This is a genomic window from Acinetobacter sp. ACNIH1, assembly GCF_002934695.1.
Classification (GTDB): domain Bacteria; phylum Pseudomonadota; class Gammaproteobacteria; order Pseudomonadales; family Moraxellaceae; genus Acinetobacter; species Acinetobacter variabilis.
In genome coordinates, this window is the sequence record NZ_CP026420.1 from 2,774,043 (window position 1) to 2,794,518 (window position 20,476).

General features: G+C 42.0%; 15 protein-coding genes and 1 pseudogene. 6 read left to right on the forward strand and 10 right to left on the reverse strand.

Annotation, left to right across the window (positions count from 1 at the left end):
• Positions 1-54: 54 nt before the first annotated feature.
• The 5 genes from ssb to C3F22_RS13610 all read right to left on the reverse strand — a co-directional run bounded on the left by ssb (position 55) and on the right by C3F22_RS13610 (position 5,618).
• Entirely contained in the window at positions 55-639 is a 585-nt protein-coding gene (ssb, locus tag C3F22_RS13590; RefSeq protein ID WP_104426724.1) for a single-stranded DNA-binding protein, read from the reverse strand.
• A 51-nt stretch (positions 640-690) separates the two neighbouring features.
• On the reverse strand, positions 691-2,055 hold the full coding sequence (locus tag C3F22_RS13595; RefSeq protein WP_034170221.1) for an MFS transporter: 1,365 nt from the start codon (positions 2,053-2,055) through the stop codon (positions 691-693).
• A gap of 124 nt (positions 2,056-2,179) precedes the next feature.
• Positions 2,180-3,238, reverse strand: coding sequence for an RNA-guided endonuclease InsQ/TnpB family protein (locus C3F22_RS13600; RefSeq protein WP_004781556.1), 1,059 nt, complete (start codon positions 3,236-3,238; stop codon positions 2,180-2,182).
• Between the two features lie 52 nt (positions 3,239-3,290).
• Positions 3,291-4,319, reverse strand: a complete 1,029-nt coding sequence (locus tag C3F22_RS13605; protein ID WP_079255106.1) for a transposase — start codon at positions 4,317-4,319, stop codon at positions 3,291-3,293.
• A gap of 207 nt (positions 4,320-4,526) precedes the next feature.
• Positions 4,527-5,618: a DUF475 domain-containing protein gene (locus C3F22_RS13610; protein ID WP_004781554.1), complete on the reverse strand. Its 1,092-nt coding sequence runs from the start codon at positions 5,616-5,618 to the stop codon at positions 4,527-4,529.
• Between the two features lie 222 nt (positions 5,619-5,840).
• Between C3F22_RS13610 and tenA the strand changes: the two genes are divergently transcribed.
• The 5 genes from tenA to C3F22_RS13635 all read left to right on the forward strand — a co-directional run bounded on the left by tenA (position 5,841) and on the right by C3F22_RS13635 (position 11,406).
• Complete coding sequence (tenA, locus tag C3F22_RS13615; RefSeq protein ID WP_104426725.1) at positions 5,841-6,512, forward strand: thiaminase II; 672 nt, start codon at positions 5,841-5,843, stop codon at positions 6,510-6,512.
• Positions 6,513-6,805: 293 nt separating this feature from the next.
• Complete coding sequence (uvrA, locus tag C3F22_RS13620; protein ID WP_104426726.1) at positions 6,806-9,637, forward strand: excinuclease ABC subunit UvrA; 2,832 nt, start codon at positions 6,806-6,808, stop codon at positions 9,635-9,637.
• Positions 9,638-9,734: 97 nt separating this feature from the next.
• A complete protein-coding gene (locus C3F22_RS13625; RefSeq protein WP_208461711.1) occupies positions 9,735-10,358 on the forward strand; it encodes a dual OB domain-containing protein in 624 nt (207 codons plus the stop codon).
• Entirely contained in the window at positions 10,355-10,795 is a 441-nt protein-coding gene (locus C3F22_RS13630) for a DUF488 family protein (RefSeq protein ID WP_104426727.1), read from the forward strand. The genes C3F22_RS13625 and C3F22_RS13630 overlap by 4 nt, the downstream gene beginning before the upstream one ends.
• A 2-nt stretch (positions 10,796-10,797) precedes the next feature.
• A complete protein-coding gene (locus C3F22_RS13635) occupies positions 10,798-11,406 on the forward strand; it encodes a DUF4326 domain-containing protein (protein ID WP_104426728.1) in 609 nt (202 codons plus the stop codon).
• A 21-nt stretch (positions 11,407-11,427) separates the two neighbouring features.
• On the opposite strand, the pseudogene C3F22_RS13640 reads toward C3F22_RS13635, so the two are convergent.
• Positions 11,428-13,137 (reverse strand): annotated as a pseudogene (locus C3F22_RS13640) (diguanylate cyclase).
• Positions 13,138-14,278: 1,141 nt separating this feature from the next.
• Between C3F22_RS13640 and omp33-36 the strand changes: the two are divergent.
• Entirely contained in the window at positions 14,279-15,172 is an 894-nt protein-coding gene (omp33-36, locus tag C3F22_RS13645) for a porin Omp33-36 (protein ID WP_104426729.1), read from the forward strand.
• A gap of 64 nt (positions 15,173-15,236) precedes the next feature.
• Here the strand turns inward: omp33-36 and C3F22_RS13650 are convergent, their stop codons facing one another.
• From C3F22_RS13650 to C3F22_RS13665, 4 genes are all read right to left on the reverse strand, one after another.
• Complete coding sequence (locus C3F22_RS13650) at positions 15,237-17,201, reverse strand: BCCT family transporter (RefSeq protein WP_104426730.1); 1,965 nt, start codon at positions 17,199-17,201, stop codon at positions 15,237-15,239.
• 179 nt (positions 17,202-17,380) lie between these two features.
• Entirely contained in the window at positions 17,381-18,097 is a 717-nt protein-coding gene (locus C3F22_RS13655) for an ion channel (RefSeq protein ID WP_004781539.1), read from the reverse strand.
• A 232-nt stretch (positions 18,098-18,329) separates the two neighbouring features.
• Positions 18,330-19,985: a cation acetate symporter gene (locus tag C3F22_RS13660; RefSeq protein WP_416332518.1), complete on the reverse strand. Its 1,656-nt coding sequence runs from the start codon at positions 19,983-19,985 to the stop codon at positions 18,330-18,332.
• 61 nt (positions 19,986-20,046) lie between these two features.
• A complete protein-coding gene (locus C3F22_RS13665; RefSeq protein WP_004781535.1) occupies positions 20,047-20,379 on the reverse strand; it encodes a DUF485 domain-containing protein in 333 nt (110 codons plus the stop codon).
• Between the last annotated feature and the right edge of the window lie 97 nt (positions 20,380-20,476).

The following is a 20,476-nucleotide window of genomic DNA, read 5'->3' on the forward strand; positions in this document are numbered from 1 at the left end:
AAAAACCCGCCAAATGGCGGGTTTTGTTGATGATTTACCTTTCTAATATCGGGATTAAAATGGAAGATCATCATCCAGATCGGCTGCCGGTGCTGCTACTGGAGCAGGTGTAGACTTCGGCGCATAACCACCCTGGTTATTTTGGTTATTGTTGCCATAACCACTGCCTTGATTATTGTTAAAACCGCCTTGCTGAGGCGCTGAGCCATAACCACCTTGTGGATTATTGCTATAACCGCCACCCTGGTTATTGTTATTAAAACGTGGCTGGTTAAACCCGTTATCGCCCTGCTCACCTTGTGGACGACCAGAATCCAGCATTTGCATTTGCTCACCACGGATTTCCGTTGTATAGCGTTCTTGACCGCTTTGATCTGTCCATTGACGGGTACGTAATGAACCTTCGATATAAACTTTAGAACCTTTGCGCAGATATTGCTGTGCAATTTCACCTAAACGGTTATGCAGCACAATACGGTGCCATTCGGTTTGCTCTTTACGTTCGCCCGTATTTTTATCAGTCCATGAATCGCTGGTTGCGATAGAGAATTGAGTGAGAGAACCACCATTTGGGAAAGTTTTGGTCTCAGGATCTCGACCTAAAGTACCAACTAAAATGACCTTATTAACACCACGCATCAGACGTACACTTCCTATTTATTTCTATATTTTACTTTATAAGAGTTATGTTTAAATGGCTACCTCTTTACCTAACAAGTGCGTTAATTGTTGTCGCGAAACATCATCAACCTGCTGTTTATCGACCTTGACAAAGGCGACTTGCTGTTCAGACATGACCACAACCTCTTCAATACCACGAATCGCCAAAAGTTGAGAAGTCCATTCATCTGTTTGTTTACTCTCTGGCAGACGAAGCACGAGCGATGAAAGATAGCGTGGTTGAGCCAACCCAAAACTCATGAGTAGCCAAATTATAGCAATTGCCGATAAAATACTCCAACCGAGCGAAGTGTTGTTGAGTAACAACAATTGTCCACCGATAATCCCGCCAAAAAACGCGCCCAGAAACTGACTACTGGCATTCACGCCCATCGCAGTGGCTTTAGATTGAATCGGGGCTGCTTTGGACAACCATGAGGGCAATAAGGCTTCCATGACGTTAAAGGCAATAAAGAATAAACCTAATCCACCGATCAGCACATATTTGGATTCAAAGCCAAAAATCATGATCAACAGACCCAGAATAATCCCGCCAATCGCTGTCAGGAAAATACTGCGCATCTTGCGATATTTCTCTGCCAGTACAATGCTCGGGAAGGCAAAAAACAGACTGACGACCAGCAGCGGCAGATAGACCCAACCATGGCTCGATAATGGCAGTTCAGCAACTTCAATCAGTTGCGATGGCACATAAATAAACATGGCTGTGAGCAGCAAATGCAGGGTAAATACTGAAATATGCAGACGGTTCAGATCCCCCATTTTCAGGACCTGTTTTAGCTGCTCCAGATAGCCCTGCTGAAAATTTTTATGATGACGGGTAACTTTAGGGACCATCAACAACATCGCAATCGCAGCCAAGCCCATTACGGTGGTCACCCAGAACAGACCGGAAATGCCGACCAGTCCTGTCACCCATGGCCCCATGGTAAAGGCCACCACAAAGGACAGGCCGATACTCATGCCCATCACCGCCATGGCTTTCATGCGGTTTTCTTCGCGGGTCACATCGGCCAGTAAGGCCATTACCACTGCTGAAACTGCTCCACCACCCGCAATCGCACGACCGATGATCACGCCATAAATGGTGTCAGACATTGCAGCAATCGCACCACCTAGAGCGAATAGCAACAAGCCCAAAACCACCAGTGGCTTACGGCTATAGCGGTCTGCAATCAGGCTAAACGGAATCTGTAAAATGGCCTGTGTCAGGCCATAAATACCCACCGCCAGACCAATCAGTGCCGGCGTAGCATATTCATATGACTGCCCTGCTACCGAGAATACAGGGATGATCATAAACAACCCCAGCATGCGCAGTGCGAAAATACTGCTCAGGGCAAAGGTCGAGCGACGTTCTAAGGCATTCATCATAAAGTCTGGCGATCGAGTTAGTTAATCTTGATGCGTAGATTATAGGCCATTCCGCTCAAAGGAATGCATGAATTTTATTTGAAATAAAGATGAGGACTATCTGAAAATTGACATCCTCCCCCAGCTAAAGCAAGGGGATTCCTACTGCTAGACGCTCATGCCCGAGCGCAAGAATATTCAGTGCGGAATTTACATCCCGATCCCATGAGCTACCACACTCACCACACTGCCACTCTCTTATTCCTAAACCTGCTCTACCTTTCGGACTACTGGAGCGTGAGCCACAGCACGAACAAGTTTGGGTGGTATAGGCTTCATTGACTTCTTCATACCATACCCCTGCGTTCTCGCATTTATACTTGAGCATGGTTCTTAGTGTTGTCCAACTGGCATCTAACACAGACTTGGCTAGTTTGGTTTGCGCTAATGCTTTGGCATTCACATTGCCAACGAAGATTGCTGCATGTTCTTTTACTAGTTTATGGCTGAATTGATGCAGCATGTTTTGTCTTACATTTTTAATCTTGGCGTGAATTGCTTTCACTCGTTTTTTATTTTTTGCACGTTGAGCAATACCAAGTTTTTGTTCATATTTCCGATAGATTTGAGGGGCTTTAAGTTTTACACCATCTGAACAAGTGGCTAAATCTTTTAAACCTAAATCTATGCCAATTGAGGTTTTAGCGGTGGTTTTCTCTGTTTTAGCATTGTCAACTACAAGACATACATACCAACGGCCTCGGCTATCTTCAACGAATGAGCCTGTTTTAACCCTGTATTGACTTAAACCGTAACTATCCCATAACTTGAATTGGTGTTTACCATATTGAACACAGCCATCAGCATATTTGATTGCAACCTTTTTAAACGGTATCCAACCTAGTGAACGTCTAGCTGATTTTTTATTACTGACACGCCATTTTAGTTTTGCTTTTTTGAACTGCTTGCGTCTTGTGACCAATTCTTCTGTCACTGCCTGAATAGTTTGACTGTGCAAGTTGCATTCTTTCGATGTGCCTTTCGTGTATTTTGCAATATCGTATGCTGAAAAGAATTGTTGTTTTTTTTGAAGATGTTTAAAACACAAATCATTGACATAATTCCAAACAAAATTTACTTCGGATGCTAACTGATTTAGCACCTTGCAATGTTTGTCTTTTATGCGTAATTTGAGTGTCTTCATCCAATTATTTTAACAGTATTTTTCTTAATAGTGACTTAGGACTTACGCACTATTACTTATAGATTCTCTGTGGTAGCAGATGATTTTTATCGAGAATAAAGTCATCAATGAAGTTTTTGATAACTGGTCTAAATAATTTCTTCTGCCAACGATATACATTTTCAAAGATCCGCTCAAACTGGTTCTTTTGTATCTCAACGTAGGCCATCAAGGCTGAAAAAATATGATTCAAAATCAGTTTAGATCGTCTTACTTGAAACTTTTCAATATGACAAACCTGTTTAATCACCCGGTGATATTGCTCTATTTTCCAATGACTTGAATGTAATTCATGAAAACCCTCAAAGGACAATAAATCATCTTCATCTTGATGCACAATATAAAACCTCTGCTGTTCTTTTAACTGAGTCTTAAATAATTGTACAAAGCCAAAATCTTTGAGCCAGACCACTTGACCCTGATGGAAATCTGGCAATAAACGCAGTTGAAACCATTGTCCTTTTTCTGGGGAAACCTTACGGTTACAGTCGATACCAAACATAAATCGAATACCATATTTTCTTATGGTTTTTAGATTTCCAGTCGATGAATACCAACTATCACCTGTAATAAATTGAATCTTTGCACCCCAACTGAGTACTTCACTTAACATATCCATAAAGTAATCATTCTTGGTTTTACTTTCAGATTTGTCATAAATTCGGAAATTAATTGGAATATTTTGACCATTTTGATCTGTCGCATACAAGGTAATGAGATTAATACCCTTGACGGATCGGTGGTGTTTGCCTGACCAAAAATAGCTAACCAAGTCCATATGTTGACTATATGGTTTATCTAAAACAGTATCATCAATACTGACTATAAGTTTATTATTATCAATATGTTGAATTGATTCTTGATATAGGTCGTGAGGTGTGTAGTCTTCACGCTCTAGAAAGCGATTTACACTATCATGCGAGATATTATAAGTCTCGGCAAGTTGTGTGCAGCTAATAGAGTTCGGTTCTGTCATGAGAAAGCCCATATAAATGGGTAATGTACAAGTTGCTGTAGAAGCATGTTTAATTCGTCTGATCACAGATACTTTATAAAGTATTTTAATACTTTTTTGAATCCGTCAATGCGTAAGTCCTATGACTATAGTACAAGTATTTAAAACGACATTTCGTGTCGTTCATGTGGTTTACTCCAGTCGCTTATATCCTCGTGCTGAACCACGAGGTTTTACGCTCCAATGGATAAAAAAGCGTAGCCGGAGCTACGCTTCTGTTCAGCGATCACGGGGCTATTTGCCTGCTTTTAATAACTGACGCTTGGTATATTGAATCGAAGCAATGACTGCCCAGATAATGAAAGCTACACCGATCAGACCGGTCACTACTTCAGGGATATGCACACCGGTACTGCTTGCCAGCATGATAAATGCCAGAGCACCAATCGCATAGTGCGCGCCATGTTCCAGATAGATATAGGCATCCAGCGTGCCTTTATCGACCAGGTAAATGGTCATCGAACGCACAAACATCGCACCGATGGCCAAGCCCAACATGATGATCACCACGTCAGACGTAATCGCAAAGGCACCGATTACACCGTCAAAACTGAAAGATGCATCGAGTACTTCTAGGTAAAGGAAACCACCAAAGCCGGCTTTCACCACGCCAGTCGGTACGCCTTCAGCATCATGACGAACGGCGTTGCCCTCTTCGTCTACTTCCGGTTCCCCACCTAACATATGGCTTAGGACCTGTACCCCGATATAAATCACGATCCCCCAGATCCCCGCCAGAATAACATCCAGACGTTTCGCTTCTTCGACCTGGAAATCCATGATCAACAAAGCAATCAGGGTAATAAAGACTGACATCGCCGGAACGTTTGCCAGATGTGCCAGACGGCGTTCCAGCATGCGGAACCAGTGGGTATCTTTTTCTTCATCCAGGAAGAAGTTCAAGAATACCAGCATCAGGAAAGCACCACCAAAGGCAGAAATCTCGGCATGATGTGCCATCAGTTTGGCCGAATATTCTTTCGGTGCATTTAAGGCGAGCTGCACCACTTCCATAAAGCCCATATCCGCAGTCACGGCTACAATGACCACCGGGAAAATCAGGCGCATCCCGAAAACTGCAACCAGAATCCCGACCGTCAGGAAAATCATTTTCCAGAAATGATCCCAACCGCGCAGGACGGATGCATTGACAACCGCGTTATCAAACGACAACGACACTTCCATAATCGCCAGAATAGCGGTGATGGTCAGTGCTGTGAACATGGTTTGCAGGCCCGCTTCCGGACCATGGGTAAATCCCCAATAAGCAGACAAACCAAGGCACACGATCGAAAATACGATTGAGAAACCAAAGTGTTTCAACATATATATCGACCTTAGATAAATTTCATTAAATGCATTTCTTTAAATGTAGAGAAATACTAAAACTAAAAGTTGTCCCAATTATGAAACTTTTGCCGCATAAACCAAAGCACTTCCTGAACCATTTTTAGGTATTTTCTGCTTTTCAGATTTGCTGATTTTTTAAACAGATTCATCTTTGCTATAGTGCTGGATGTTTTGACTTCAACTGCTAAGGATTTCAGTATGAGTTTCTCTCAAGACGTATGGCAACGTAATCTCGGACTTTATCAAAAGACATTGGCGCTGCCTTTTAACCAGCAACTGGCGCAGGGAACATTAAGCCGTGAAGCTTTTAGTCATTATGTGATTCAGGATGCGCATTATCTGCTGGCCTATGGCCGTGCGCTGGCGGTGTGTGCAGCCAAAGCTTTTGAAGCAGATGACGTGATCCAGTTTAGTGAAGCCGCTAAAACTGCCATTGTGGTCGAACGTAGCCTGCATGATGGCTTTATGCAGGATTTTGGCATCAGCAAAACCCAATTTGAAAATACACCTTTGACTCTGGCCTGCCATCATTACACCGCTTATTTACAGGCAACGGCCTGGGCAGAAAGTTATCCAGTGGTTCTGGCTGCCCTACTGCCGTGTTTCTGGATCTATGCAGAAGTGGGTAAGGATATTGTCGATAAGGCAGCGCCGAATAATCCGTATCAGGCCTGGATTGATACCTATGCTGGGGAAGATTTTCATACAGCGGTACGCAATGTAATTGCTACTGTAGATCGGGTGGCAGCGCGGGTCGATGCTGATACTCTGGAAAAAATGCATCAGGCCTATACCCATGCAGCACGTCTGGAATGGCTGTTCTGGGATAGTGCTTATGAACAACGCCAATGGCTAGGTCTGGATGATTAATTTTAGTTTCTATTGACTGAGTCCTGTTTAATACAGGGCTTTTTTATTTTTAAGCCAAACCCTAAATGATGGAAAGTGAAGCTAATTTCGATGGAGTTATGCATCATGAAATTTTATCTATTAGATGTTTGGAAAAGAGCAAATCTAATCTACGTTTTCCCCCAGTTGCTTTAGTACTGATCTTTTGACCAATATCCGACACAACTTGACGTTTAAAATACTTTTATTTGCACTTGAACATTTTTCATTCGGTATCATATAAAGGTTTTTGATGAATTTTCTAGGATCATTGCATGAGCCAAAGTCACATCCGTATTCGAGGTGCACGTACCCATAACCTGAAAAATGTGAACCTTGATATTCCACGCGACAAGTTTGTGGTGATTACGGGACTGTCTGGTTCAGGTAAGTCCTCATTGGCATTCGATACGTTATATGCGGAAGGTCAACGTCGTTATGTAGAATCTTTGTCTGCCTATGCGCGTCAATTCCTTTCGCAAATGGAAAAGCCGGAAGTTGATTCGATTGAGGGTTTAAGCCCAGCCATTGCTATCGAACAGAAATCGACTAGCCATAACCCGCGTTCGACTGTAGGTACCATTACCGAAATCTATGACTATTTACGTCTGCTCTATGCACGCGTAGGTACACCTTACTGTCCGGAACACGATCTGCCCATGGTGGCACAGACCGTAACTGAAATGGTCGATGCGGTTAAAGAACTGGAAGAAGGCACTGCGCTGTTATTGTTAGCGCCTGTCGTGCGTGAACGTAAGGGTGAGTACACAGCGTTATTTGAGCAACTGCAAAGCCAAGGCTTTGTGCGTGCACGTGTCGATGGCGAGATCATGGAAATTGATCCGCCACCTGAGTTGGACAAAAAGAAAAAACATACTATTGAAGTCGTGGTTGACCGCTTTAAGGTGCGTGATGATCTCGGTAACCGGATTGCAGAAAGTTTTGAAACTGCGCTGCGTCTCGGTGGAGATATTGCGATTTTGTCCTGGATGAAAGGTGAAAATGATGATCGCGTATTTTCTGCCAAACACTCCTGTCCGGAATGTGACCGCGCTGTGGCAGAACTGGAGCCACGCCTGTTTTCATTTAACAATCCTTTTGGTGCCTGCCCGGTCTGTGATGGTCTGGGTACCCGCAGCCATTTCAGTGCGGACAAACTGATTCCCAATCAGGAAGTTAGTATCAGCCAAGGTGCGATTCGTGGCTGGGATCGTCAGCGTCCGTATTATTATGGCATGCTGCAAAAAGTAGCCGAGCATTTCGGTTTTTCTCTAGAAACGCCTTGGAATGAACTGGATGCCAACACCAAGAAGAAATTCCTTTACGGTACCGGCAAAGAAAAAATTGACCTGAGCTATATTGATGAACGTGGTCGTCGTCATAACCGGGTGATGCCATTTGAAGGTATTTTGCCGCATCTGGAACGCCGTTACCGCGAAACCGAAAGCAATTATGTGCGTGATGATCTGGCGCAGTATCTCTCTAATGCTGCCTGTGATGCTTGTGATGGTTCACGTCTGAATGAAATCTCATGTAATGTGAAAATTCTGGACAAGACCATTGCCGACGTTACCCGCATGTCGATTGGCGATGCCGAGAGCTATTATCAAGGTATTAATCTGGAAGGTGCGCGTGGTGAAATTGCGGACAAGATTTTCAAGGAAATCCGTGAGCGTCTGCACTTCCTGGTATCTGTCGGTCTGAACTATTTGAGCCTGTCCCGTTCTGCTGAAACCCTGTCTGGTGGTGAAGCACAGCGTATCCGTCTGGCCTCACAAATTGGTGCTGGTCTCATGGGCGTGATGTATGTGCTGGATGAACCTTCGATTGGTCTGCATCAGCGTGATAATGATCGCCTGTTACAAACCCTGATTCGTCTACGTGACCTCGGTAATACCGTTTTAGTGGTCGAACATGATGAAGATGCGATTCGTGCCGCTGACCATATTATTGATATTGGTCCGGGTGCCGGTGTGCATGGTGGCCATGTGATTGCAGAAGGAACCTATCAGGAACTCGCTGAAAATAAAGATTCCCTGACCGGTAAATATCTGTCTGGCAAACTGAAAATTGAAGTGCCGAAAAAACGGGTTCAGCCACCAAAACCGGAAGAACAGATCAAATTGATGGGTGCTGCCGGGCATAACCTGAAGAAAGTCGATCTGACCATTCCATTGGGAATCATGACCTGTGTTACCGGTGTTTCAGGTTCTGGAAAATCTACGTTGATTAACCGGACTCTGTTGCCACTGGCAGCGACTCAGCTGAATGGTGCAACCACACTGACTGCCGAGAAGTTTGATTCAATTGATGGTCTGCAATTTCTGGATAAAGTGGTTGATATTGACCAGAGCCCGATTGGTCGTACGCCACGTTCGAACCCAGCAACTTATACCGGTTTGTTTACTCCAATTCGTGAACTGTTTTCACAGACTCCGGAAGCCAAAGCGCGTGGTTATACCGCTGGCCGTTTCTCGTTTAACGTGAAAGGCGGACGCTGTGAGGCCTGTGAAGGTGATGGCATGATTAAGGTAGCGATGCACTTTCTGCCGGATATGTATGTGCCGTGTGACGCCTGTCATGGCAAGCGTTATAACCGTGAAACGCTGGAAGTGAACTACAAAGGCAAGAATATTTCTGATGTATTGCAGATGACCGTTGAAGATGCCATGCATTTCTTTGATGCGATTCCAGTGATTCATCGTCGTCTGGAAACCTTGCATCAGGTCGGTCTGGGTTATATCCGTTTGGGTCAGTCAGCGACAACCCTTTCTGGTGGTGAAGCGCAGCGCGTGAAACTGGCACGTGAGCTGGCCAAACGGGATACCGGCAAAACCCTGTATGTACTGGATGAGCCAACCACTGGTCTGCATTTCCATGATATTGCCAAGCTGCTGGACATCCTGCATGAGCTACGTAATAAAGGGAATACCATTGTGGTGATTGAACATAACCTGGATGTGATCAAGACTGCAGACTGGGTGGTAGATCTTGGCCCTGAAGGTGGTGCGGGTGGCGGTATGATTATCGCGGAAGGTACTCCTGAAGATGTTGTGAAAGTTAAGGCTTCACATACAGGGAAATTCTTAAAGCCATTATTGAAGTAATAAGCTAAAATTATACTAAAGTTAGCTGCTAGTTATATTTATGACTAGCAGCTAACTATTTATAATAAAAAAATTAATTTTAAATTTTATTTAAATAATGAAAAAAGAAATTGTCATTCTAGCTAATTCTTTAAAGAATCAAGCACGATGCGTAGCCGGAAAATGCACCTCAACAAAACAATGGATTAGACCTGTAGGCGATGCACAGGGTAAAGCACTTACAAATAGTCAAATTACAGTAAAAAATTGGAAAGGACAAATCTGGCAGCTAAAAACTTTGCAAAAGGCTGAAATTAGTTTTTCTGCTCATGCACCTTTAGTTAACCAACCAGAAAATTATTTAATTGATGGCTCACAATGGTTAGATAAGTTTAGAATTCAAACAAGAGAACTCCTCTCATTCTTAGACTATCCTAACGATTTATGGGGAAATGGAGATCGCGTTAACTTTTATCTTATTCAATTCAATAAAATTATAAGTAATTCTTTATATCTCATACATGTAAATGACCTACGTTTATATACTCAATACAATAAAAGACGTGGTACTTTTATCTATAATCATACATCCTACAATTTTGCTTGCACCGATCCTAATTTTGATAATATTTTGCAAAATCGAAGTCATATTGATATTAAAAGTGCTATTTTATGTATTAGCTTAGGTGAACCGTGGAATGGCGATTGTTATAAATTAATTGCAGCGATCTACTTATTATGAATATCTATACAATTGGCTTTACTCAAAAAAAAGCTCAGATCTTTTTTAATCTGCTCAAAAAAAATCAGGTCAAAAAAATAATTGATGTTCGTCTTAATAATGTCTCACAATTAGCAGGATTTGCTAAAAGAGATGATTTAATTTATTTTTTAAAGGAAATATGTAACTGCGAATATGAGCATGTTCCAGATCTAGCACCTATTGACGAAATATTAAAACCTTACAAAAAAGGTGAAATCAGTTGGCAAAATTACGAAGAAAAATTTATGAGCCTAATGTCTAAACGTAATATTGAAAAATCATTTAACTTAGATGATTTTAACGACCAATGTTTATTATGCAGTGAACATTTACCACATCAATGCCATCGTCGTCTTGTATTAGACTATTTAGCACAGTCACAGACAACTATAAGTGAAATTAAGCACCTCTATTGATTATGTCAAATGTTCTAGTATTTCTTCCTCAGGAATTTAATTGCTATTCTAAAATTGCTAGAAAACTAACTCGTATAACGAGTTTTTTCTCAAATTTCAAACTTTCTTGCCCTCATGATCCTCATTCGCTTTTAAAGCAATATTTTGCGCAAAATACTAACTGCACAGATCTTATTATTTGTGAAGAATGGAAAAATTTAGAATATACACATGTTGTAATTTTTGATGATGGAGAAGTTTTTTCAGAGGAAGTGAGTTTTTTCCAAAAAAATAAAATACCTTTGAGGGTGATTCCCATTAAAATTACTCGAGTAATTAATATTCATCACCACCCAAAATTTAAAAATATAAAAAAATCTGAGGAATATGAATATATTGGAAGAGGTTCAATTTGGGGAAATCCTTATGCGATGAATGGCGCTGAACAAGAAAGTCGTGAGGAAGTTATTAATAAATTTAAATATGATTTTGATAAAGATATTTTAATGAAAGCCAAAAGAGAGGATGTTTATCATTTAGCAGGGAAAAGATTAGGCTGTTTCTGTAAGCCTCATGACTGCCACGGAGATATCATTGCTCATTTCCTTAATGAGTGGGATGATGGTTTATAAGATGATTTATATCTCCTAAAATCAAACCTCAGCCACGACATTGCGTCCTTTCGCTTTGGCCTTAAATAGCGCCTCATCAGCCTGTTCCAGTAAAGCAATCCATGACTCTGCACCAATCGCTACCCCAATACTCACCGATACATGAATATCTTCATCAGCTGCGGTCAGAATAGAATGTTCAGCGACTTCGGTCCGGATTTTATTCGCCAGCATGAAAGCATGCTGCATCTCGATATTTTCAATCAGGACCAGAAACTCATCACCACCATAGCGAACCAGCAGATCCGAAGCTCGAACATTGGCTTTTAAGCGTTCTGCAACCAGCTGAATAACCTGATCACCAATAATATGCCCATATTGATCATTGACCTGTTTGAAGTGATCAATATCAATAATCATCAGGCAGGTTCGCTTAAACTGGGTCGGATGCGTTTCCATATAACGGATATATTCATCGAGCGCAAAACGGTTAGCCAGTCCAGTCAGGGAATCGGAATGGGCAATATTTTTCAGTCGAAATTCTTATGCTTCACGCTCTTGCAGCGTATGCTGCAGTTTTTGAATTGCTGTAAATAAGGATTCAGTAGGCCGGTCTGTTTTTAGTTTTGATTGGGCTTGCTTCCGTTCAGACCCAGTGGACAAATCAAATAAAATTTTACGTGCGCGAATTAAAGGAATAAAGATGTGTTTACGCGCAAAAATCATGGTCAAAATTGCCGTAATCAGGGAAATTCCAGATAAGGCCACTGTCCAGATCAAATGATTCAGACTGTGGCGCATTTCCTTAATAGCCACATCTTTGGTGTATTGCAGTAAATAGTTCTGCAAATCAATCACTGTTGTAAATTTATCTACAATAGCTTCAGTCAGCTGGGTTCCAGTTAAATAATAAGAACGCTGCTGGCGGCTATCTTCAATCAGTCGCTCCACAATCGGTAAACCTTGCTGGATAAATTCAGTTCCGACCCGCTGATGTAAACGAATAAATTCATCAGTTTTGTCCTGAACAGGCTGTAGCGTATCAATGATATCCCAGAGATAACGTACCTGATGCTGGACTTGTAAGGAACGGGTAATGTTTTGCTCTGGAATGTGGGTTCCAAATGTCACATGAGCCATAACATTTGACGCTACCCGACCCGATTGATCCCTGAGATCAGATAAAAACAGGATTTCACTCATGTAATTATCCAAACGGGCAGATGGCGTAGCAGAGGCAATCACTACTCCTTTCAGAATTTTACGGCTGCTATCCCAGGCAGTAAACATGGCGAGAATAGCCTGATCCATTTCCTGTGCAGTACGTTCCGGGCGAGGTATTTGAGTATAGAGATCGACCTGCTGACGTCCATTCTGCAAGCTCGGTTTCAATTCAGATAAAAGTTGCTGGCTTAGGTGATTAAAACCAACCTGATCGAGTGCCTGAGCTGTAATCTGCATCTGCTGATCGACTTCCTGACGGTAATCGCTTAACTCCTGCTGATGTTTGGCGAATTCCTCAACCGAACTGGACATAACTTTATTGGCGGGTGCCCGTTCCCGGGAGATCTTATTGGCAAGATCGGTGACCTGTTGTAAAGCATCAAGCTGCTGATAGGTTTGTTTTGATTTTAAATAATGTTGAGTACTATCAATAATTAAGGGAATACAAATACACAACAAACATAAAATAATGATCGACATAGACCAGTACAGATGTTTGCTGATTTTCTCAGAGCGCAAAGTATTCATCTTGATTTTTAGTCCTTCACATGAATCAAGGACTCCCCATTTAATAGTAGATAGATTATACAAATAAACGCCTACTCATCATCAATATTTCTTCCCAATTGCTTTGATTTTCAGAAGGTTTTTCTTATGTTCTTAAAGGTTTTAGCTCTTTATATTTTCAGGATTTTTCATCTGTTATCACTAAAATATAAATAGGAATGAAAATTTCATAATTTAAAATATAAGAAAATTAAAAAACTCGCTTTCTGAACTATTTACACGTGCAACAATTAGGTGCATAATGCACTGCATTAGGGCGAGTTAAATTATTCCTCAGCAGATTTTTTGATTTACCCGCAAATTTTGGCGAAAAAACCTCAATTTTATATAGAAATTGAGGTTTTTTTTTGCAACTTTATAGAACGAAGCAATTTTTAAATTGAAATAATGCACCATTAAGGTGCACTTAAGAATCATCTTTGACGGCTTTCTATACTAGTTTTTCTAATCTTCTTTTATGAAGTAATCCGTAGACTGATGCTTCTAAAAAATTCAGGCAAAAAAAAAGCCCAACCTTGGGGAAAGCTGGGCCGATAAAAACAAAAATATGTGGAGAATCAGTCAAATTATCATGTAACAACATGAACTCTAACCTGATTTTTTATTATCAGGCAATTTGGTAACAATGTAAAGCACATTAATTTACTAGGATTTATGACATATCACAATTTATAGACAAAACAGTGAAATATATCACATTATAACCCTGATTTTGTCGCTAAACCGATCAATTCTTTCATAAATTTGTTTTATATTATAGTTTTTACGCCTTTCTTAAATTCAGTGTAATAAACATGATTATTTTCATGATAAATAAATTGGTTTTTTGAATTAAAATCCACTATTCAACTTAATTAAACAATCAAAAAATCCTTTATTAATTCATTTTTCTGATTAGATCTAACAATTTATTTTGTATACTACATTGTTATTTAAGCTTTTTTCTAAAATAACTAAATTTTCTAATTAAAAGACTATTAAACAAAATCAATACAATGATTTTGCACAAAAAAATAGCGATTTTAAATCAGATTGACTTAATAAATTGTTACAATACAATACGTTTCTGTTGTACATCTTTTGTAACAAAATGGTAAATATCATGAAAAAACTCGGTTTAGCCACTGCTTTATTATTAGCCATGACCGGTGCTCAAGCATATCAATTCGAAGTTCAAGGTCAGTCAGAGTACATCGACAACACTGCGAATGACAAAGACTTCACTGGCGCTGTTCAAGGTACTTACTACTTCAAAGATGTAGACGCTTCTAAAGGCCCTTTAGCTGAAGCTGCTTTCATCAACCAGGCATCTAATGTTTCTGCTGCTTATACATACGGCGAAAACGGACAAGAATTTGGTAATCGTACTGTACACCACACTTTTGGTGCAAAAGGTGAAGCTTACATCCCAACTAAAGTTGTTCCTGCTTATGCAAGCGCTTCTTATAGCCATACCATCACTGATAACAAAGCTGGTAACCCAGATGACAATGGCGACCGTTATGCATTAGAAGTAGGTGTACTTCCTATTCCTAACTTCCTGGTAGCTGTAGGTTACACAAGCGTTGCAGACCAAACTTCTTATGACGCTTTCAATATGTTCAACAACGGCGTTGCTAAAGCTGCTCTTGAGTCTCGCACAATCGATGAAGACCAAGATGCAATCACTGCACGTACTAAATATGTAGGCGCAATTGACGGCACTAACATGTCACTTGGCTTCGAAAGCGGCTTGGTTTATGGTGAAGATACTGCTTACAACCTAGGTACTACTTTGTACATCAACCCTAAATTAAGCGTTGGTGCATCTTATATGGAATCTAGCTACGCTAACTCTCCAGACAAAGCTTGGGGCGCAAACGTAAACTACTTCATCACTCCAGCAGTTGCTGTAGGTGCTAGCTATGTGAACTCAAACTACGAAGCAAACCTTGCTCAAAATGCTGTAGTTCGTGATACACAAACTGTAGGCTTAAATGCTAAATTCCGTTTCTAATTTCTGAATTAGTGACTGAATAAAAAAAGGACGCATCAGCGTCCTTTTTTATTGGATCAAATATTTACTCTGGGGAACGGACCAGACTTAAAAAATGCAGATGGCGTTCATATTGGTCAATAATGTCCTGGATTAAATCTTCCTGAGTCCATTCCATCACATCATAGTTTTGTCCTCCTTCCCTTAAAAAGACTTCTGCCTGATAAGACTGCGGAGAATCTGCATCTGGCATAAAGCTCGGTGCTAAAGTTTGGGTAGCAATGACCTGATAAATGAAGTTCATTTCATTCTGATGATCGACACGTAACCCGATCCCATCTTCTAGTTTAAAGATTTTCACCTGGATGTGACGACGTTTCAGTTCAGCCTGAAAACTGTTAAAGGCTTTGCTGACCATCGTATCAATATAATCACGTACTTCATCATGCGTATGCGGATAATGCATAATTAAACCGAGTCGCTGTTGCCAGCTACGCGGGTTCTGAATGGCTCGTGGGGTAATGCGTGCAGCTTGTAGCGCATGCATTTTCGTTACATCCAGATGCAGGGCCTTAATCAGTCCCCAGCAAATCAGCAGCATAATAAATGTAAACGGCAAAGCACTCATAATTGTAGCCGACTGCAAGGCTTCCAGCCCACCTGCCAGTAACAGAATGATGGCCAATAAAGCCATTAACACGGTCCAGAACAGACGCTGCCAGGTCGGTGAATTCTCGGTTTTAGCAGTAAGATAATCCGTGACTAATGATCCTGAATCTGCTGAAGTGACAAAGAACAGAATAACCAATACCGTAGCGATAATACTGGTGAATGAATTAAATGGCAGATTACCTAAAAATTCGAACAGCGCTACAGAAGAATCACGTTGTACTGCCTCAAGCAGGTTGGTATTGGCCTCATGCATGATGCTGAATAATGCAGCATTACCCATAAAGCCCATCCAGATCAGGGTAAATCCGGTAGGAATCAGTAGAACCCCAACAATAAACTCGCGGATACTGCGGCCTTCGGATACTCGGGCAATAAACATCCCGACAAATGGCGACCAGGAAATCCACCAGGCCCAATACATAATGGTCCAGCCACCAATCCAGCCACTAGGCTGATAGGCATACAGATTAAAGGTCATACTGAACAGGTTTGCAACATACTGGCCAGAGTTTTGAATGGTGGTCTGCAGAAGATAGATGCTTGGACCGGCAACAAAAACAAAGATGAGTAGCAATAAGGCAAGCAGCAGATTCAGTTCAGCTAGGCGTTTGATGCCCTTATCCAAACCAAAAAATACGGACATTGATGCCATTACAGTGACGGCAATAATCAAAATGACCTGAGTACTGGGGGTCTGCTCAACTCCAAATAGGTAATTCAGACCCGAATTAATCTGAGTCACCCCAAAACCTAAAGTTGTCGCAACCCCAAATACTGTCCCTAAGGTGGCAAAAGTATCTACCCCGTCTCCGATTGGACCATGAATCCGGTTGCCGATCAGTGGATATAAGGCGGAGCGAACTTTTAAAGGCAGATTATGTCGATACGCAAAATAGGCCAATGACAGACCCACAATGGTGTAAATCGCCCAGGCATGCAGGCCCCAGTGGAAGAAAGTCACGCGAATAGCTTGCTGTGCGGCTAGTACAGTTTCCGGATCACCAGCAGGTGGTGTGACATAGTGCATAACCGGTTCGGCAACACCGAAAAACATCAGGCCGATCCCCATGCCTGCGGTAAACAGCATGGCAAACCAGGATGCCTGGCTGTATTTTGGCTGACTATGGTCGGGCCCGAGTTTGATTTTCCCCATATCAGACAGGGCAATATAAATCAGAACAATCAGGAAGATCGCCACGGAGAGGACATAAAACCAGCTAAATGAAGTGGTAATCCACGCATTCATTTGCTCGGTCAACAGGTGGAATGAATCAGGTGCCAGTATTACCAGTCCCAAAAAAATGGCGATAATCACCACTGTACTAATAAAGACATTCGGATTGATATTGGCAAACCAGGATGAAGGTTTGGAAGGCATACATCCCCCATTTTTTTAATAGATTGAATGCCGGGAGGCTTGAATCATTATTGATAAGTAAAAACATTCTGATCGAGAGAATTACGGTCAAAGATACGTTTTGGACCTTAATATTTTAAAATATTCAGGAAAATAAAGCCGTTAAGTTACTGTAACCAAGCTATGCAGCTCTGTACGTTCTATTCCTCAGGCTTTCTATGCTTATGTTGTATATGAGTCTGTTTAGGAAGATGGGAAATATACTGTAAGGCAATCAGACGGGAAACAATCAAGGCCAGATACATCACCCCGACAAACATCTGGATAATGGCCAACATCCGTGCGACCGGGCTGACCGGCATCACATCAGATAATCCTGTAGCAGACTGTACACTAAAGCTCAGAAAGAGCAGATCCAGCCACGGCTGATAAGCCTGCAACTCAGGATCTGAAAAGCTGTAAGGCACCCATAACTGGCAAATGCTATAGAGAAAAGCGAATCCCCAAGCCAGTAGTGTAAAGACTGCTCCTGCTGCAAACAGCTCATCCTTGGTCAGATAACGGTCATGAAACATATAACGTAACAAGCCATATGCTGCACTGAAATAGGCGCTGGCTTCAAACAGATGAGCAACGATCATGATCCAGGTATAGCGTAGCCCCAGCACAATCAATGACGAAAAGAAGATGGCGCCTGCGACAAAGATGAGTCCCAGAATGGTAAACATCGGAGTCTGACGAATCACCTTGGCAATTACCAGCAAGACCACCACCCCTAGCATCCATGTACCCGCGCGATAAGACACACTGTCATAACTCAGCATCGACAGGGTCAGAATCAGTAATTGTAGGCATAGCAGCCACGCAGAAGGCAGATACTTAAAATGGGTCCAGAATCGTAGCAGAGAGTGCTTCATGAGATTTGTCTTGATGTCCTATCGCACATCATTATTTTTATCGCTGGCTTAACATAGCATGATCTAGCCAATGGTTAGAAACAGGATTGTATAAAAATTATTGAAATCTTAGTCAAAAATGGCCGTATTTAATTTTAGATAAACTATCCTAAAGTCTTCTTCATTGAGTAGCTCAAGTATTCTATCGCTATAAAAAAAGCCCCCATCAGGAGGCTTTTTAGGACATCAGATCTTAGTGATCAGATGCACCTGAGATACCAATACCTGTTTGTGAACGAACAAACTGTGCATCGAAAGCTTTGCGTTCTGCTTGTGCTTTCACTGAGCGGTCTGTAATGGAGAAGAACCAGCAGCAGAAGAAAGACAATGGCATTGCAAATAATGCAGGACCATTAAATGGAACGACTGGTGTATCTGAAATTGCGAAAGTATCTACCCAAACGGCTTTAGACAGTACGATCAGTACTACTGCAGTCACCAAACCAACCACGCCGCCAATGACAGCACCACGTGTAGTCAGGCCTTTCCAGAACATAGACAGTACCAGTACCGGGAAGTTGGCACATGCGGCTACCGAGAATGCCAGACCTACCATGAAAGCCACGTTTTGCTTCTCGAACAGGATTCCCAGGATCATCGCAAAGATCGCAAGACCAAGAGTCGCAATTTTAGACATGCGCAGTTCAGATTCAGGTGTAGTACGGCCTTTCTTGAATACGTTTGCATACAAGTCATGTGAAATTGCTGAAGCACCTGATAGGGTCAAACCTGCAACTACCGCAAGAATCGTTGCGAATGCTACTGCAGAAATGAAGCCCATGAACAGGTCACCACCAACAGCATCTGCCAGGTGAACCGCAGCCATGTTGTTACCACCCACCAGCTCTAGCTTGCCTGTAATTGCCATTTTCGCAATGTCCAGGAACTGCGGGTTATTCGCTACATATAGAATCGCGCCGAAACCGATAATGAAGGTTAATAGGTAGAAATAACCGATAAAGCCTGTTGCAACAACCACTGATTTACGTGCTTCTTTGGCATCTTTTACCGTGAAGAAACGCATCAGGATATGTGGCAGACCTGCTGTACCAAACATCAGCGCCAGACCAAGAGAAATCGCATCGACCGGATTCGAAGCCAGGTTACCTGGACCCATAATCTTGGTTGCATCTGCAAGGCTCAGGTCATGTACTTTAGAGAAAACCTGAATCGATTGTTCAAACATATTGGTGAAACTAAAACCTACGCCTTTCATGACCATGAAAGCCATAAACGTCGCACCAGACAGCAGCATTACTGCTTTAATAATCTGTACCCAGGTCGTTGCCAGCATGCCACCGAACATTACGTAAGCCATCATCAGCAGGCCAACAATCACCACAGCAATGTTGTAGTTCAGACCGAAGAGCAACTTGATCAACTGACCTGCACCCACCATCTGTGCGATCAGGTAGAACGCCACCACAACCAGTGAACTTAATGCTGCTAAAGTACGCACCGGTTTTTCTTCCAGACGGAACGACACTACATCAGACAGGTTAAATTTACCCAGGTTACGCAAACGTTCTGCCACCAGGAATAAAACGATTGGCCAACCCACCATAAAGCCTAATGAGTACAGCAATCCGTCAAAACCGGACAGGAACACCATCGCGGAAATACCGAGGAAAGATGCTGCAGACATGAAGTCACCAGCAATAGCCAGACCGTTCTGGAAACCAGAAATCCCGCCGCCGGCAGTATAGAAATCATTGGTATTCGTGGTTTGTTTGGCAGCCCATTTGGTAATAAATAAGGTTGCTCCAACGAAAATCACAAACATGATAATTGCGTGCCAGTTGGTCGCTTGCTGCTCCGCAGCACCCAGATCTGGTCCAGCAAATACCATTGCCGAGCTGAGCAAGGTCAGCGCTGCCGCTGCAAGCGCTTGATATGAAATCCCTTTCATCTTAGTGTTGCCCCTTTTCTTTTGTAATCGCTTCCACTTCCTGAATTGCTTCTCTGTTCAGCTGATCAAGTTTATTATTGGCAATGTAGGAATACACCCAGCACAATATAAAAGACAAAATAATGATACCGATACCTAGAGGTACACCCCAGGTCGTTACACCGCCAGAAATTGAAGACAATAGAAATTCTTTGTTGTAGCCAACAAGCAACATGAAACCGACATAGACAAATAGCATGATGCCGGTTAAGGTCCAGCTCAGCGTACTTTTTCTACGTACCATTTCTTTGAATTTGGGATTCTGTAGAATTCTTTCTACTTGTGCCTCATCCATAGTTACACTCCTGTAGCCCCACCATGGGCTTACTATTTTTTAATTCGAATTATCACTGTTGCAAAATAACAACATTTAGAATGACTTGTAATTTAGA